This window comes from Acinetobacter sp. UBA1297, assembly GCF_002307755.1.
Lineage (GTDB): Bacteria > Pseudomonadota > Gammaproteobacteria > Pseudomonadales > Moraxellaceae > Acinetobacter > Acinetobacter radioresistens.
In genome coordinates, this window is the sequence record NZ_DBUF01000026.1 from 18,627 (window position 1) to 34,741 (window position 16,115).

The window sequence follows — 16,115 nt, forward strand, 5'->3', positions numbered from 1 at the left end:
AACATTTACTCGAGTTTATATTTTTTGTTTTACTTAATGATTGTGTATCACGATTGTCAGTATCGCGAGCTTCCATTAGACAAAACAACAGATAAGAGGAAAAATAACTTTAACTCTTTCATTGAACCTGATGGCTGTGTAATATTCGCAAAATTACAATGCTATCTTTAAAATACTTTTGGAGTCATACCCATGTCTGCTAATATTGTTAATACAACTGATGAAAACTTCCAGGCAGATGTTCTGGACGCTGAAACTCCAGTGCTGGTAGATTTCTGGGCAGGATGGTGTGCCCCATGTAAGGCAATTGCTCCTGTACTTGAAGATTTATCACGTGAATACGAAGGCAAGGTTAAAATCGTTAAAGTTGACGTGACTTCATGCGAAGATACGGCTGTAAAATACAATATCCGTAATATTCCAGCGCTGTTGATGTTTAAAAATGGCGAAGTTGTAGGTCAACAGGTAGGTGCTGCTCCACGTTCGAAACTGGCTGCATTTATTGACGAAAATATCTAATCTGGTTTTAAACATCCGTTATAAAAATACGCTGTTATAAAATAGCGTATTTTTTTCATGCTTAAATTGACAAACTTCCTGTTCTGACTTATATTTCATGCTCAAGAAACGTTGGAGCAATTCTCGCTCTCCACTTTCTTAAAAGATACAAAACATAAGATCGCCGCTCGGCAACAGAAAGTGTTTTATACATTTCTCTTCGATACAACTAATCAGTCATCTGAGTTTGTTATTGTGCAATTACGACGGACTTACTCATATTGCATGCGGCCGACTTTTGCTTCTTCTTAACTTCCACTTCATATGTCCCTTTTTAGACCTATCTGACCATCTATGAACTTAACCGAACTCAAGAAAAAACCGATTGGCGAACTTATTAAAATTGCTGAGTTTATGGGCCTTGAAGGAATGGCCCGTAACCGCAAGCAAGATATTATTTTTGCCATCTTGAAACGTCATGCTATGAATGGCGAAGAAATTTTTGGTGATGGTGTACTTGAAATTCTCTCTGACGGTTTTGGCTTCTTACGTTCAGCTGCGGGTTCGTATCTCGCAGGCCCAGACGATATCTATGTCAGTCCATCCCAAATTCGCCGTTTTAATTTACGTACGGGTGATACCATTACAGGTACTATTCGCCCGCCAAAGGAGGGTGAACGTTATTTTGCCCTGCTTAAAGTTAACCAGATTAACTATGACACACCTGAAAACTCACGTAACAAGATTCTCTTTGAAAACCTGACCCCACTCTTTCCAACCGAACAGCTGGTAATGGAACTTGGTAATGGTACAACGGAAGACTTGACAGCACGTGTGGTTGACCTGGTTGCTCCGATTGGTAAAGGTCAGCGTTCAATTATTGTAGCGCCACCAAAAGCCGGTAAGACCATGTTGCTGCAGAATATTGCTCAGTCAATTGTTCGTAACAACCCGGAAGTTTTTCTGATCGTGCTGCTCATCGATGAACGTCCAGAAGAAGTAACTGAAATGGAGCGGACGGTTCGTGGTGAAGTAGTAGCATCTACCTTTGATGAATCACCTGCTCGCCATGTTCAGGTAGCTGAAATGGTTATTGAAAAAGCTAAACGTCTAGTTGAACATAAAAAAGATGTGGTAATCCTGCTTGACTCGATTACCCGTCTGGCCCGTGCTTATAACACGGTAATTCCATCATCAGGCAAAGTACTGACTGGTGGTTTGGATGCACATGCTTTAGAACGTCCTAAACGTTTCTTCGGTGCTGCACGTAATATCGAAGAAGGCGGCTCTTTGACGATCATCTCAACTGCCCTGATTGAAACTGGCAGCAAGATGGATGACGTCATCTATGAGGAATTTAAAGGTACAGGTAACCAAGAAATCACCCTAGACCGCCGTATTGCAGAAAAGCGTGTTTTCCCTGCCATGAATATCAAGAAATCAGGAACGCGTCGTGAAGAGCGCCTGATGAGTGAAGAAAATCTGCGCAAAGTCTGGATTCTGCGCAAACTTCTTCATCCTATGGATGAACTGGCAGCTATGGAATTCCTGCTTGACCGTATGAAAGAAACCAAGACCAATGATGATTTCTTTGATCAGATGAAACGCAAGCAATAAGCAAGAACTGTAAAGTAAGTACTCATAATATAAAGGCCATCTATAACGATGGTCTTTATATTTTAGTTGACAAGTTTTACATATTGATACAAACGACTTAACTTCATGTTTAATTTGATTACAAGCTTTTGATTAATAAAGCCTTCATTTAAAAAAACCTATAACTTTTAAGCATTTATTTAGTACTTGTCCAATGTATTCTTCATTTTCCATTGTTATTTTCTGTTAAAAATCAGACGTTTTTTTGCATTTTTTGACCTTTTTTTAAGGTTAGGCAGTAGTAATTAAAAAATGGCAGTGATAGCATATTTACAGCCCAGTTAGTCTGCTCCATGCGTTGTTACCTATCTAACGTTAGGAATAATAAAAGCACAAAACAGACTGGCTCAGGTTTTTTTTAATCTCAACTTTTTTATGAGAGTGATGCCATGTTATTCAAGAAAATCGCTATTGCTGCTGCAGTTGCTACTACCCTAGCTTTCGTTGGTTGTGCTAAAAAAACTGAAGATGCTGCTGCTGATGCAAACGCTGCTGCTACTGAAGCTACTGCTGCTGCAAACGAAGCAGAAACTGCTGCTGACGCTGCTGCTGTAGAAGCTGCTCCTGCTGCTGAACAAGCTGCTACTGATGCTGCTCAAGCTGCTGACCAAGCTGCTGACGCTGCTACTGATGCTGCTGGCGCTGCTACTGATGCTGCTGACGCTGCAACTAAAGCTCCAGCTGCTGATGCTAATGCAACTAATGCTACAGCTACTGACGCTCCAGCTACTGAAAAAGCTGCTCAATAATCTATACGATTATTTGTCAAAAAAGAGAGCCTTTGGCTCTCTTTTTTATTGTCTAAATCTTTAAAAAATTATAAGTTATCTTTCTATCTAACATTTTTATTATCTTTCAGGCTTTCCTCTCTTCTTCTATAGTTTTTAAAAATTTCTGCTCCAGTGTCTTACAATCCAGAGCCGACCTAAAAATAATTAAAAAAAAGCAGGTCAATCGACCTGCTCATTCCCCACACGTTGTCTAAATTTCTGTCCTGCTCGGAAAGTCACTACACGACGTGCTGAAATTGGAATTTCTTCACCTGTTTTTGGGTTACGACCTGGGCGCTGGCGCTTATCGCGTAACTCAAAGTTACCAAAACCGGAGAGTTTTACCTGTTCACCGGCAATCAAAGCTTGACTAATCTCATCAAAAAATAACTCAACCATTTGTTTCGCTTCACGGCGGTTCAGGCTCGTAAGCTCACTAAGATGATCGGCCATTTCTGCTTTAGTTAATGCTGTCATGAGGCCCTCAATGTCGCTTGATAAGTGTTTTCCAACACTTCAATAATTTTATCCATACCTGATTTAATTTCAGCATCTTCAAGCGTACGTGTTGGGTGTTGCCACAACAGCGCAAATGCTAGTGAGCGTTTGCCCTCTTCAACACCTTGACCCGTATACACATCAAACAGCCAAGCTGAGTGAAGCAGCTCACTGCCTGTTTGTTCGATTAACTGCTGAATTTCACTAACATTTATCTTATCACTAATTAAAAGCGCAATATCACGTCGAACCGATGGAAAACGTGATAATTCTGTAAAATTAGATACATAAGATTGCAAAACAGCCTTTTGATCCAGTTCGGCAACCCAAGTGATACCTAAATCAAGCTCATCTTCTAGTGAAGGATGCAAACGTCCCAGATAACCCACGGTTTTTCCATCCACCAGAATTTCGGCTGACTGACCAGGATGTAACCATGATCGTTCTGAAGGAACATACTCGACCTTAATCCGGCCTGCTGCCAAAATTGCTTCTACATCACCCTTTAAATCAAAGAAATCCATCACTTGAGTTTTAGCATGCCAAGATTCAGGTACACGGGATCCAACTGCAATAAAGGCCAGAGTTGGAATTTGCTGAAGACCACAGATATCAGTTGCATTCTGATAGTCAAAGCGCAAACCCAGTTCAAACAGGCGCACACGGTTTTGCTGACGGTTCAGGTTATATTGTACACATGGAATCAGGCTCGATAATAAAGTACTTCGCATGGCAGCGAGATCACTTGAGATCGGATTTGCCAACATTAATGGATGTACCTGTGGATTAAGCTGCTTTTCAAGTTTAGCATCAGCAAAACTGAAGCTGATGGCTTCCTGGTATCCCAAGGTTGCGATAGTCTGACGTAATTGACCAAGCTCAAGCTGATCCTGATATTTTGCCAGTTTGACATCAATGACCGGTAGACTGATCTGGATGTTGTCATAACCATCTATTCGAGCGACTTCTTCGATCAGGTCTTGATATATGGCCAAGTCATAACGATGTGAAGGTGGCACAACTATCCAGTGTCCTTCAGCTCGTATTTCAACCCGGCAGCCTAAACGCGTTAAAGCGTCTGTAATAAACTCTCCATCAAGCTGATAACCTAGTAATTGGTCAACCTGTGTCTGTTTCAGCTCAATGGCATCACGTGTTGGTAAAAGCTCAGACTGTTCCACCACTGTAATTGGACCGAAGTCACCACCTGCCAGTTCCTGAATCAATTGAGATGCGCGGTTCATGGCCAGTATTGGCAACTCAAAATCCACGCCACGTTCATAGCGCTGTGAAGCATCCGTATGCAGTCCGAAACGGCGGGCACGTCCAGCAATAGCAAGTGGTGCAAAGAATGCAGACTCAAGGAAGATTTCCGTAGTTTCATCAGAAACTGCAGAAGACAGGCCTCCCATAATTCCGGCAATTGCTAATGCTTTTTCATCATCAGCTATGACCATTATATCCTCAGAAAGTGTAACTTCCTGCTCATTGAGCAAGACCAGTTTTTCTTGCGGGTTTGCCTGACGGACATGTATCGCACCTTGTACATTGCCAGCGTCAAAAGCATGTAATGGTTGGCCTAGCTCCATTAATACATAGTTGGTAATATCGACCAGAATACTATGCTGACGAATTCCGGAACGGGCCAGAGCCTGCTCCATCCAGAGTGGAGTAGCTGCTTTGGTATTTACATGTTTAATAACCCGGCCCAGGTAACGTGGACAGCCAGCAGTGTCCACAATCACTTTCTTTTCATCGGCAATAGTGGCTGCAACGTCTGCAACTTCAGGTGCAGTAACTGCCAACTGGTTAATTACTCCAATTTCACGGGCAATACCGCGAATGCTGAAGCAGTCACCACGGTTAGGTGTAATACTGATATCAATGACATGATCGTCAAGATTAAGATATTCACGGACGTTCATACCAATCGGTGCATCATCTGGCAGCTCAAGCAGTCCATCAAGTTTATCTTCAAGATCAATTTCAGAGGCACCACAGAGCATTCCCTGAGATTCAACACCACGAAGTTTGCCTTTTTTAATTTTGAAATCACCAGGCAAAACTGCCCCAATTGTTGCGACTGCTGCTTTCATACCTGCACGCACATTAGGTGCACCGCATACAATCTGTAAAGGTTCATCCGAACCAATATTAACAGTCGTTACACGCAGACGGTCTGCATCAGGATGCTGCTCTACACTTAGAACTTCACCCACGACAACTCCGGTAAAAGGTTTTGCTGCCGGTGACATATCATCGACTTCAAGACCGAGCATTGTCAGTTGATTTGACAGCGTTTCACTATCGATGGCCGGATTTACCCAGCTACGTAACCAATTTTCGCTAATTTTCATATCGATTAAACCTTACAAATTTTCAAATCTTGTCTTAAGCAAATTGGCGCAAGAAACGCACATCATTCTGGTAGAACATCCGCAGGTCATTGATGCCATAACGCAGCATAGCGAAGCGCTCTACTCCCAGACCAAATGCGAAGCCTTTATATTTTTCAGGGTCTATACCAGCAGCTTGCAGTACGTTCGGATGTACCATACCGCAGCCCAGCACTTCCAGCCAGCGGCCACGTTCATCCATAATATCCACTTCCGCACTAGGCTCAGTAAACGGGAAATATGAAGGGCGGAAACGGACCTTCAAGTCCTTTTCAAAGAACTCATTAAGCAGGTTAATCAGCAGGCCTTTAAGTTCTGCAAAGCTGGTATTTTCTGCGACATATAATCCTTCAATCTGGTGAAACATTGGTGAATGGGTCTGGTCTGAATCACAACGGTAAACGCGGCCCGGGCATACAATACGAATAGGTGGCTCAGACGTTTCCATAGTGCGAATTTGTACACCCGAAGTATGGGTACGCAATAAATGCTTGGCATCAAAATAGAAAGTATCATGCATGGCACGTGCCGGATGGTGGCCAGGAATATTCAATGCTTCAAAGTTATGATAGTCATCTTCAACTTCTGGTCCGGTTGCAATAGTAAAACCGGCTTTAGTAAAGAACTGACAGATGCGCTCTTGCACCTGAGTCACCGGATGGATACTGCCCATGCGCTGGCCACGGCCTGGCAAAGTAATATCAATAGTCTCACTGGCAAGTTTTTGTTGTAATGCAGCCTGCTGTAATTCTTTCTGACGTTCTGTTAGCGCAGTATTGATCGCTTCACGTACGGCATGAATGGCAGCGCCCTGAATCTTACGTTCTTCAGGGTCCATTTTGCCCAGTGCCTTGGACTGTTCTGCTAGCTGGCTTTTTTTACCCGTAAATTGAACGCGTACTTGGTCGAGTGTAGCAAGGTCTTGAGCCGCTGCAATTGCAGCCAGCGCTTCAGTGGTCAGGGCTTCCAGTGACATATTAACTCTCAAAGCATCAAAGTTGGAAATATAATAAAACTCTGCATTCTAACAGTTTTTATCCGGATTGATGAAGCCATCAGGCAGGAAAATTAGATTGGCAGGATGATTTATAAAAAGTATAAGATAAGATGAATGACAATGAGATCAACCCTAATGGCACTCGATCAAATCTGGAAACAACAATTAAGTCTCGTTACTTATGGCAATGAATATTTAAGCCATGACCTGCCCTTTAGCCGCTGGCTACATCATTCTATTTTTCAGCAACATATCTTCAGTTTTCGCAACTTGCATACACAGCACTTGCTAGCCCAGCATTTTCAAATCTGGCTGGAGGGTTTAAAGAAACGTGGGGTTTACCGTTTAAGTCTGCATAGTTCAAATTTATTGATTGATGAGAAAAACCCGAATGCAAATGTTGAGCTGTTGCCATTTGCTCATTTTATTGTCAGTCATGAGCATCAAAAAAAGACAGCATGGATTTTCGGAAAGGAACTGGCTGAATGGTATATTGCTGAAAACGATTTTGAAGCACCTGCTGGACAACGTCTGGATAAGCGTCATGAAACATTCTGGAGCTATGAGTTACCAGGGCGTTTATCCAAACTGGTTGATATTGACCTGCAAGATGCCAATTGGGATGAAATACACCAGTTCATTGAACAGGAACTTTTCAGAACCCAATTTGCCCAAGGTTATGTAGAGCCTGCAAACCGCCACCTACCATATTACGGTGTCAGTGAGCCAGCATCCCAAGTAGCGTCTGACAGTATATCATTACAATATTTGGCCTTAATTCCAACTGACTATTCTGCCGATATTGCACATGAACTATTACACCGGGTAACTGCACTGTCAGAATTTGTCGAGTATAAGCGTAAACATCCTTTTGATGAGCAGGGTACGACTTTAACGCCTGAAGAACAGATTAACCTGAGACATTTTTCTCAAAAAATTGATGACCTGCTCAGCAAGCTGATCGTTAAAGTTGCCAATCACTATAAATCTGCACAGTTAACTTATGTAGAACCGGTAGCAACCCCACTAGATAGTCCAGCAGTTACCCTGGCACAACCCGTACGTAAAGAAAAAGTACCAGCAGGTACACATAAAGCCGGCATGGGAAATGTGATTAAATTGCTTCTTTTAACAATCGTAATTTGTGTCGTCGCCTATTATTTTGGATTGTAACTGCTAAATATTTTTCTAACCCAAAGTTGTGTTCATATTGAGTCTATGACCCAGTATGAACGCAATGTCAGAACTCTAATAATCAGCTTAGAGAAACTTGGTACAATTTATGAATTAAATCAGTTTCTATTTTTAGATTTACTCATCATTATTATCAGTCAAAATAAAAATTTAAAGTTTTATACAAGATTTATAAGCGAGTTGCTCCCGCTCATGATAAAAATTAGTGCTGGAAGAATAATTTTGGGCCTTATAGTAATAAATAAAATATTTTAACTATTTTCAACAATTTAAAGGCTTACTTTACTTACGACCAGATGTTTTTAAAGATAATAAAAAAGACTGCAAAAGCAGTCTTTTTTAGATCATCGAAGATGATTAAGCAGCTAACGCACCTTTAGCTTTTTCAGCTAAAGCAGCAAAAGCAACTGCATCATGCATAGCGATGTCAGCAAGTACGCGACGGTCGATGATTACCTGAGCTTTTTTCAGACCAGAAATCATACGGCTGTAAGACAGACCGTTTTGACGCGCACCAGCATTGATACGTGCAATCCATAAAGAACGGAACTGACGTTTCTTCTGACGACGGTCACGGTAAGCGTATTGACCAGCTTTGATTACTGCTTGGAACGCTACGCGGTAAACGCGTGAACGAGCGCCATAGTAACCTTTAGCACGAGCAAGAATTTTTTTGTGACGGCGATGAGCCTGTACACCACGTTTTACACGAGCCATTTATAATCTCCTTAGATGTATGGGCACATACGACGAACTGAAGCAACGTCACTTACGTGAACCATTACACAGCCGCGCAATTGACGGATACGCTTAGCAGATTTTTTGGTCAAAATGTGGCGTTTGAACGCTTGTTTACGCTTGAAACCGTTTGCAGTCGCTTTGAAACGTTTAGCTGCACCACGGCGAGTTTTTAACTTTGCCATAACAACCTCTTTAAGCACCTGTTCGGCTCGTCTGCACCATTGCAATAACGACCTGCAGGTAAGGAAGGCGACATTTTATAGCAACTCTGCCTAAAACAAAAGCAATTAATCGGATTTTCATGATTTTAATCGGGCTTCAATACAGAAGATATATTTCTTGAATAATTTAGAAATGATGGAAATTTCAGCTTTTATTCAGGAGTATAATCACTACAAAAATATGTAGAACCCTCTTATATGTCTAACCAGCATGATGCTTTTGCCGCCTTGCGGTATCGAGACTTCTCGATTATTACACTCAACCAGTTTTGTCTCACTCTTGCCATTCTGATTCAAGAAATTATTGTTGCCTATTCTCTTTATCAAATTACCAAAGATCCTCTCACATTGGGGCTGATTGGACTGGCAGAAGCCATACCATTTATTGCACTTTCCTTATGGGGTGGCTATTTTGCTGACCGTTTTAACAAGCAGACGATTATGAAAGTTTGCCTGTTTTTTGCAGCCCCCTTGCCGCTTATCTTATGGTGGCTCTTTCATGCCTATGCAATAGATTCGATCACAATTAACAGTCTTTCTTGGGGAATCTATGCAGTTATTTTTGGACTAGGCACCATTCGCGGTTTTTACAACCCTTCTGCGACCTCCCTAAAACCTTTTCTGATTCCCAAAGCCATCTATGCCAATGGCGCAACATGGACCACCATTGGCTGGCAAAGTGGTGTGATTTTAGGCCCGATGCTAGGTGGTTTTATGTTAGCCTTTCTTGGCCGCGAAACCAGCCTGATTGCTGTTTCAATATTACTTGCCCTATGTTTTATGCTTATTAATCTGCTTCAAAAACGTAATTTTCCTGTGATGGAAGAACATCGAGTGCTGGATTCACTGGGTGAGGGGTTTCGCTTTATCTGGAAAACCAAAATTGTACTGTGGGCCATTTCTCTGGACCTTGTTTCAGTCCTGTTCGGTGGTGTCATCGCACTGCTGCCCATTTTTGCAGAAGATATTTTGAAGGTCGGACCCGAGGGCCTAGGCTACTTGCGCGCTGCTCCTTCAATTGGCGCCCTAGTTACCATGATAGCTTTAACCAAATTCCCTCCCACTCAGCATGCCTGGCGCAACATGTTACTGGCAGTTGCTGGTTTTGGTATATTTACCCTGCTGTTTGCCTTTTCAGATCATGTGTGGCTTTCACTTTTCGCTCTTGCCATAACTGGAGCTTGTGACAGTATTTCTGTAGTTATCCGACAGACTATTTTACAGATTTTTCCTCCCGAAAATATGCGGGGCCGTGTAGCTGCCGTAAATGGAATGTTTGTTTCGTCTTCAAATGAACTGGGCGCATTTGAATCGGGCCTGGCGGCCAAATATATGGGTACAGTTATGGCGACAGTATTTGGCGGCTGCATGACCATGGCTGTAGTCGTCGTTAGTTGGGCCAAAACCAAAGATCTATTTGATATAGATATAACCCAGAGTTCAGATAATCAATTCAAATAGATATTTGGCTTGGGATGCCTAGGCCTTTTCAGACTTCTTTTATATTGTCATCTGGATAGAAACAGATAATACTTAGCCGCCAGAGCTGGCCGAACGGGCAATGGCTCACTTTATCTAATAATGAAATGAATAAACTTATGAAATATGCTCTTCCTGTTCTATTTCTAATGGGCCTGCCGTCAAGTATAAGTTATGCTGCGGCACTAACAACCATGAAGCTTACTCCACAAACCAGTTCTGCATTACCTGCACATTTAACAACACGCATTCAATGGGTCCGTTTTCCTCAGCCAGTTTATAAAGATGAGGATTTAAAGGGCCAAGATCGCCACGCCATCATTCGTATTTATGCAGATGAAACAGGTAAGGTTAATAAAGCTGCAATTCAGGAAAGTACGGGTATTAAAACTCTTGACGACATCCTGCTGAATGCTGTGCAACAAGCTCAAGTCAAAGCCTATATTGAAAATGACACAGCTTTGCCAGTGATTGGCTATCAGGCTTTTAGCCTGAAATTAGACGACAATGCCGGTCAGGACTGTCTTTATAATTTTAATTCAGAAAACTGGCTGACTCAGCAACAGAATAAAAAAGTTCCTTTCCAGTATCTAAATCAGCCTCAACTGGAAATTAATCGCGACCAGTTGAATGGTTATGATCGTAGCATTAAATTTAGTTTTAAAAGCAATAGACAGGGTAATATTAAAAAAGTAAAAATACAGCAGGGTTCAGGAACCTACGCACTTGACCAGGCAGTAATACAGGCGGTTTCACAGGTACAAGTTTCTGCTCCGCGTAAATTCTGGATTTATAAAAAGTCACACTTTAAAGACCAGATTCATTTCAAGCTGGAAGAATGCCAGTAAATTTCCAGAAATACAGGAAGTAGCTATTCTACTTCCTGTATTAAAATAAAATATAAGCTAAATAAATAAAAAGATAACGTCCTGTTTTGGCCAAGGTCACCATCAACAGAAATCTTAAAAAATTTTCTTTTAACAGCCCCGCAATTAGGGTAATCGGATCACCAATGACTGGTAACCAGCTAAGTAACAGTGACCAATATCCATATTTATAATAAAAGTTCTGTGCTTTTTGTATCTTGGCTTCAGATACCGGAAACCACTTCTTATGCTTATAGTGTTCAATATGAATTCCCAGCCACCAATTTATACATGAACCTAAAATGTTTCCGGCACTGGCAACCATTAATAGCAATAAAGCTGAATAATGTTGTTGCGTCAGCAAACCAAGCAATACTGCCTCAGACTGCAAGGGTAATAGAGTCGCTGCACCAAATGCAGATATAAACAGTAGAAGGTATGCCATTGAAGATCAGTCCCAGATAAGGACTGAAGTATAAACTGTCTCTATGGCTGGGTTATCTACTCTACAATAAATTAAAGCTGAATAGTTAAAGCCCGCTGTATGGCAGGACGTGCTGTCAGGCGCTCTACATATTCTTTCACATTTGGATAGTCTTCTAACTGAATTCCCTGCCATTCATAGCGTAAAATCCAGGGTAAAATTGCCATATCTGCAATAGAGTATTCCCCAGCTACAAATTTTTGGCCGATGAGCTGTTTGTTTAATACGCTATACAAGCGCTTTGTTTCATTTAGATAGCGCTCTATGGCATATGGAATTTTTTCCGGCGCAAAACGGTTAAAATGATGATTTTGCCCAAGCATCGGGCCAAGTCCGCCCATTTGCCACATTAACCATTGTTCAACCTCTACCCGTTCCTGCTCATCCTGTGAATAGAAAAGGCCCGTTTTGCGACCCAGATATTGCAAAATTGCGCCTGATTCAAAAACAGAAATAGGTTCACCACGTGGCCCATCCTGATCAACAATTGCCGGAATTTTATTGTTAGGAGAAATTTTCAGAAAGTCTGGCTGAAACTGGTCATTTTCCATAATATTGATCGGAAAAATCTGATAATCCAGCTCCATTTCTTCAAGGGCAATCGTAATTTTATGGCCATTTGGCGTAGCCCAATAATATAGATCAATCATTTTTTATCCTTTCACTGCTATAGTTATTGTCATGAACAAACGCATTATATCTGTCTTTATAACACAGTTTTATAAATAACTTCTGTGACTGCACCATTAAAAGTTTGAAGTTTATGACTGAAATAACCCTATTTAAAGTGCACAAATTCTCATAGCAAGAGATTTGAGAATTTTTTAAAAATCTCTCTTGATTTTTTTTACTGGCATACCGATATATCTAGTACAGCAATGATCTTCCGGATATTGCTGGTAATTACTGTTGATGCCAAGCGTAACAGTAGTTCTTGTTTATACAACTTTGCTGAACTCATCAGGAGGTTATATCAATGAGTAGCGTAAGCCTTAGTCCACTTTTCCGTCGTAGTATTGGTTTTGACCGTTTAAATGATTTATTCGACTACGCCATGCAAAGTGAGGCACCGAACTATCCACCTTACAATATTGAAAAGCTGGGCGATAATCAGTACCGTATTGTGGTGGCAACTGCCGGTTTTAAACAGCAGGAATTGGCGATTAATCTGGAAAACCGGGTTCTGACTATTACCGGCAAGCCAGACAATGAAACAGGCGATCATAGTGTTGAGTACCTGCATAAAGGAATTGCACGTCGTTCCTTCAAGCTTTCATTACGTCTGGACGAGCATATTGAAGTACAACAAGCTGATTATGAAGATGGCTTATTGATCATCGAATTGCAGCGAATTGTGCCTGAAGAGAAACTGCCACGCCAGATTGCAATTGGCCGTAAAGCTAATGAAAGTGAAGCTGGCAAAGTTTATGAGATTCCTGCTTCTCAAGAATAAAGGGTTAAATTTTTAACTCTTCAATAAAAAAGCACCGCATTCGCGGTGCTTTTTGATATGAGATAATTACTTTTTCTTTTTCGGTCCAAGTAACATACCCATTTGACGGCCTTCCATTTTTGGTGCCTGTTCAACTACACCAATTTCAGCGACATCTGCTTCAATCTTTTGCAATTGAGCCAAACCAAGTTGCTGGTGAGCCATTTCACGGCCACGGAAACGTAAAGTAATCTTTACTTTATTTCCTTCTTCCAAGAACTTGATAATTGCACGCAATTTAACTTGGTAATCACCAACATCAGTAGCTGGACGCAACTTGATCTCTTTGACTTGCACCTGATGCTGTTTTTTCTTTGCATCTTTTTGCTTTTGCTTTAGGTCAAACAAGTGCTTGTTGTAATCCATGATTTTACAAACAGGCGGTTCTGCATTAGCAACGATCTCGACCAGGTCAAGATCTGATTCTTCTGCAGCACGCAACGCTTCAGCAAGTGAAACGATTCCTTTTTGTTCACCATCCGCAGCAACGAGGCGTACTTCTTTCGCACGGATCTCGTCATTAATGGCAGGACGGTTACTCTTAGCACCTTGTTGCTGGTTACGGTCAGGCTGTTTAATCTTTATTACTCCACAATATACCGGCCGCGTTCGGCTACGGCTACTTTCACTAGGTCATTGAAGGCATCAATAGACATAGTACCTAAATTTTTTCCTGAGCGGGTACGCACGTTGACCGTACCTTCCTCTACTTCCCGATCACCTAGAACCAGCAAGTAAGGAATGCGCTCAAGTGTACGTTCACGAATCTTAAAGCCGATTTTCTCATTTCTCAAGTCAGAAATTGCACGAATTCCGTTTTCCTTGAGTTTGGTCACTACCTGCTCGCAGGCCTGTGCCTGAGAATCGGTAATGTTCATGACACATGCTTGAACTGGCGCAAGCCAAGGTGGCATAAAGCCCGCATAATGTTCAATAAGTATACCAATAAAACGTTCAAAACTGCCAAGAATTGCACGATGTAACATAACCGGCTGATCGCGTTCATTATCTTCAGTCACAAATGAAGCATCTAAACGTTCTGGCAAATTGAAGTCACACTGGATTGTACCACATTGCCAGACACGGCCTAAGCAGTCTTTCAGTGAGAATTCAATCTTCGGACCATAGAATGCACCTTCACCTGGCTGTAGTTCCCATTCCAAACCTGCCGCATCCAGTGCATCTGCCAGAGATTTTTCAGCCATGTCCCAAAGTGCATCATCACCTACACGTTTTTCTGGACGTGTAGACAACTTCATCTGCACATCTTCAAAACCGAAATCTTTATAGACGTCCAGGGTCAATTTGATGAAGTCTGCAACTTCAGGCCCGATCTGCTCTTTGGTACAGAAGATGTGTGCGTCATCTTGAGTAAAACCACGAACACGCATAATACCATGAAGTGAACCAGACGGCTCGTTACGGTGGCACGAACCAAATTCGGCCAGACGGATCGGCAGGTCACGATAAGATTTCAGGCCCTGATTAAACACCTGAACATGACATGGGCAGTTCATTGGCTTTACGGCATAGTTACGGCTTTCAGAGTGGGTCGTAAACATATTGTCGGCATAGTTAGCCGCATGACCCGATTTTTCCCAGAGTGTAAAGTCTACGATCTGTGGAGTCTTGATCTCCAGATAGCCATTATCCTGCTGTACTTTACGCATGTACTGCTCAAGAACCTGGTAAATAGTCCAGCCATTCGGGTGCCAGAACACCATGCCTGGTGCCTCTTCCTGCATATGGAACAGATCGAGCGCTTTACCGATTTTACGGTGATCACGCTTTTCAGCTTCTTCAATACGCTTGATATAAGCCGCAAGCTGTTTCTTGTCTGCCCATGCAGTACCATAGATACGTTGTAGCTGTTCATTCTTGGCATCTCCACGCCAGTAAGCGCCAGAGATTTTAGTCAGTTTGAATGATTTCAAGAATTTGGTATTAGGTACATGTGGTCCACGGCACATATCCAGATAGTCCTGATGATAATACAGCCCCATCTGGGTTTCTTCTGGCATGTCTGCAATCAGACGTAATTTATACTCTTCTCCGCGTGCAGTAAATTCAGCAATTACTTCATCACGGGGGGTCATTTTCTTGATGACATCATAATCCTGATCGATGAGCTTTTTCATACGCTCTTCAATCGCTGCCATATCATCCAGAGTAAACGGACGTGGCATCCAGATGTCGTAGTAGAAACCTTCTTCAATGACCGGACCAATCACCATTTTTGCTTCTGGAAACAGCTGCTTAACTGCATGACCCACTAAATGTGCGCAAGAATGACGGATAATCTCGACGCCTTCTTCATCTTTCGGGGTAATGATTTGCAAGGTTGCATCTTCTGTAATGAGGTCAGAAGCATCAACCAGTTGACCGTTTACACGACCGGCAACTGTATTTTTTGCAAGCCCGGGTCCAATGCTTTGGGCAACGTCCATAACAGAAACAGCTTGATCAAACTGTTTTTGATCGCCGTTTGGCAATGTGATAATTGGCATAAAATGAATCCTTAAGGAGTGATGCCCCGTACCATAGGGCATTTCACCGCGAGATTATGATCGAGGAAAACCTCAAAAATATAAAAACGGTGGATAGAACAAATTTCGTTAAGAATTTTACACGTCTTGGCTTTATGAAGAAACAGCAAAAACGATAAAATCCTGTATTGTGAGTGATTTAGTTTATTGTACATAATGAACTGAACCTACAAAACAGCTTTCACCATAATTTGAAAGAATAATATTTTAGTTTTAGAATCAAAATTAAGTATTTGATTTATATATTAATTAAACAGAAACTAAGACTAAAGCATAA

Annotated in this window: 16 protein-coding genes; 7 read left to right on the forward strand and 9 right to left on the reverse strand. The window is 41.7% G+C overall.

Going from position 1 to position 16,115, the window contains the following annotated elements:
• Positions 1-192: 192 nt before the first annotated feature.
• The 3 genes from trxA to B3R63_RS10550 all read left to right on the forward strand — a co-directional run bounded on the left by trxA (position 193) and on the right by B3R63_RS10550 (position 2,903).
• Positions 193-519 (forward strand): thioredoxin, encoded by a 327-nt coding sequence (gene trxA / locus B3R63_RS10540; protein ID WP_005016162.1) that lies wholly within the window; start codon positions 193-195, stop codon positions 517-519.
• 333 nt (positions 520-852) lie between these two features.
• Positions 853-2,115 (forward strand): transcription termination factor Rho, encoded by a 1,263-nt coding sequence (rho, locus tag B3R63_RS10545; protein ID WP_005016165.1) that lies wholly within the window; start codon positions 853-855, stop codon positions 2,113-2,115.
• Between the two features lie 428 nt (positions 2,116-2,543).
• Complete coding sequence (locus tag B3R63_RS10550; protein ID WP_005016168.1) at positions 2,544-2,903, forward strand: hypothetical protein; 360 nt, start codon at positions 2,544-2,546, stop codon at positions 2,901-2,903.
• A 201-nt stretch (positions 2,904-3,104) separates the two neighbouring features.
• Here the strand turns inward: B3R63_RS10550 and B3R63_RS10555 are convergent, their stop codons facing one another.
• The 3 genes from B3R63_RS10555 to pheS are packed head-to-tail and all read right to left on the reverse strand — an operon-like array spanning position 3,105 to position 6,794.
• Positions 3,105-3,401: an integration host factor subunit alpha gene (locus tag B3R63_RS10555; RefSeq protein WP_005016170.1), complete on the reverse strand. Its 297-nt coding sequence runs from the start codon at positions 3,399-3,401 to the stop codon at positions 3,105-3,107.
• Entirely contained in the window at positions 3,398-5,779 is a 2,382-nt protein-coding gene (gene pheT / locus B3R63_RS10560; RefSeq protein WP_286730986.1) for a phenylalanine--tRNA ligase subunit beta, read from the reverse strand. The genes B3R63_RS10555 and pheT overlap by 4 nt, the downstream gene beginning before the upstream one ends.
• A gap of 34 nt (positions 5,780-5,813) precedes the next feature.
• On the reverse strand, positions 5,814-6,794 hold the full coding sequence (gene pheS, locus B3R63_RS10565; protein ID WP_005016174.1) for a phenylalanine--tRNA ligase subunit alpha: 981 nt from the start codon (positions 6,792-6,794) through the stop codon (positions 5,814-5,816).
• A 156-nt stretch (positions 6,795-6,950) separates the two neighbouring features.
• On the opposite strand from pheS, the gene B3R63_RS10570 reads away from it, so the two are divergent.
• Positions 6,951-7,988 (forward strand): hypothetical protein, encoded by a 1,038-nt coding sequence (locus B3R63_RS10570; protein ID WP_005016177.1) that lies wholly within the window; start codon positions 6,951-6,953, stop codon positions 7,986-7,988.
• A 378-nt stretch (positions 7,989-8,366) separates the two neighbouring features.
• Here B3R63_RS10570 and rplT read toward each other — a convergent pair whose 3' ends face one another.
• Both rplT and rpmI read right to left on the reverse strand, forming a co-directional pair.
• Complete coding sequence (gene rplT / locus B3R63_RS10575) at positions 8,367-8,726, reverse strand: 50S ribosomal protein L20 (protein WP_005016178.1); 360 nt, start codon at positions 8,724-8,726, stop codon at positions 8,367-8,369.
• A gap of 11 nt (positions 8,727-8,737) precedes the next feature.
• Positions 8,738-8,932, reverse strand: a complete 195-nt coding sequence (rpmI, locus tag B3R63_RS10580; RefSeq protein WP_001096359.1) for a 50S ribosomal protein L35 — start codon at positions 8,930-8,932, stop codon at positions 8,738-8,740.
• A 237-nt stretch (positions 8,933-9,169) separates the two neighbouring features.
• Here rpmI and B3R63_RS10585 point away from each other — a divergent pair, with 237 nt between their 5' ends.
• On the forward strand, positions 9,170-10,432 hold the full coding sequence (locus B3R63_RS10585) for an MFS transporter (protein ID WP_151838654.1): 1,263 nt from the start codon (positions 9,170-9,172) through the stop codon (positions 10,430-10,432).
• A 137-nt stretch (positions 10,433-10,569) separates the two neighbouring features.
• On the forward strand, positions 10,570-11,298 hold the full coding sequence (locus B3R63_RS10590; RefSeq protein ID WP_151838655.1) for a TonB family protein: 729 nt from the start codon (positions 10,570-10,572) through the stop codon (positions 11,296-11,298).
• 40 nt (positions 11,299-11,338) lie between these two features.
• Here B3R63_RS10590 and B3R63_RS10595 read toward each other — a convergent pair whose 3' ends face one another.
• Together B3R63_RS10595 and B3R63_RS10600 are read right to left on the reverse strand one after the other, a co-directional pair.
• Positions 11,339-11,761, reverse strand: coding sequence for a YqaA family protein (locus B3R63_RS10595; protein WP_026444142.1), 423 nt, complete (start codon positions 11,759-11,761; stop codon positions 11,339-11,341).
• Positions 11,762-11,832: 71 nt separating this feature from the next.
• Positions 11,833-12,450 carry a glutathione S-transferase N-terminal domain-containing protein gene (locus tag B3R63_RS10600; protein ID WP_026444143.1) on the reverse strand — a complete coding sequence of 206 codons (618 nt, stop codon included), beginning with the start codon at positions 12,448-12,450 and terminating at the stop codon, positions 11,833-11,835.
• 326 nt (positions 12,451-12,776) lie between these two features.
• Here B3R63_RS10600 and B3R63_RS10605 point away from each other — a divergent pair, with 326 nt between their 5' ends.
• A complete protein-coding gene (locus B3R63_RS10605; protein WP_005016188.1) occupies positions 12,777-13,253 on the forward strand; it encodes an Hsp20 family protein in 477 nt (158 codons plus the stop codon).
• A gap of 66 nt (positions 13,254-13,319) precedes the next feature.
• Here the strand turns inward: B3R63_RS10605 and infC are convergent, their stop codons facing one another.
• Positions 13,320-13,871 (reverse strand): translation initiation factor IF-3, encoded by a 552-nt coding sequence (infC, locus tag B3R63_RS10610; protein WP_080548202.1) that lies wholly within the window; start codon positions 13,869-13,871, stop codon positions 13,320-13,322.
• 5 nt (positions 13,872-13,876) lie between these two features.
• On the reverse strand, positions 13,877-15,799 hold the full coding sequence (gene thrS, locus B3R63_RS10615) for a threonine--tRNA ligase (RefSeq protein ID WP_151838656.1): 1,923 nt from the start codon (positions 15,797-15,799) through the stop codon (positions 13,877-13,879).
• Positions 15,800-16,115: the final 316 nt, after the last annotated feature.

Coding starts and splice junctions, on each gene's coding strand:
- B3R63_RS10605 (WP_005016188.1), top strand. CDS start 12,777: ATGAGTAGCGTAAGCCTTAGTCCACTTTTCCGTCGTAGTATTGGTTTT.
- B3R63_RS10600 (WP_026444143.1), bottom strand. CDS start 12,450: ATGATTGATCTATATTATTGGGCTACGCCAAATGGCCATAAAATTACG.
- thrS (WP_151838656.1), bottom strand. CDS start 15,799: ATGCCAATTATCACATTGCCAAACGGCGATCAAAAACAGTTTGATCAA.
- B3R63_RS10595 (WP_026444142.1), bottom strand. CDS start 11,761: ATGGCATACCTTCTACTGTTTATATCTGCATTTGGTGCAGCGACTCTA.
- B3R63_RS10570 (WP_005016177.1), top strand. CDS start 6,951: ATGGCACTCGATCAAATCTGGAAACAACAATTAAGTCTCGTTACTTAT.
- trxA (WP_005016162.1), top strand. CDS start 193: ATGTCTGCTAATATTGTTAATACAACTGATGAAAACTTCCAGGCAGAT.
- B3R63_RS10590 (WP_151838655.1), top strand. CDS start 10,570: ATGAAATATGCTCTTCCTGTTCTATTTCTAATGGGCCTGCCGTCAAGT.
- rho (WP_005016165.1), top strand. CDS start 853: ATGAACTTAACCGAACTCAAGAAAAAACCGATTGGCGAACTTATTAAA.
- B3R63_RS10550 (WP_005016168.1), top strand. CDS start 2,544: ATGTTATTCAAGAAAATCGCTATTGCTGCTGCAGTTGCTACTACCCTA.
- pheS (WP_005016174.1), bottom strand. CDS start 6,794: ATGTCACTGGAAGCCCTGACCACTGAAGCGCTGGCTGCAATTGCAGCG.
- pheT (WP_286730986.1), bottom strand. CDS start 5,779: ATGAAAATTAGCGAAAATTGGTTACGTAGCTGGGTAAATCCGGCCATC.
- B3R63_RS10585 (WP_151838654.1), top strand. CDS start 9,170: ATGTCTAACCAGCATGATGCTTTTGCCGCCTTGCGGTATCGAGACTTC.
- rplT (WP_005016178.1), bottom strand. CDS start 8,726: ATGGCTCGTGTAAAACGTGGTGTACAGGCTCATCGCCGTCACAAAAAA.
- B3R63_RS10555 (WP_005016170.1), bottom strand. CDS start 3,401: ATGACAGCATTAACTAAAGCAGAAATGGCCGATCATCTTAGTGAGCTT.
- rpmI (WP_001096359.1), bottom strand. CDS start 8,932: ATGGCAAAGTTAAAAACTCGCCGTGGTGCAGCTAAACGTTTCAAAGCG.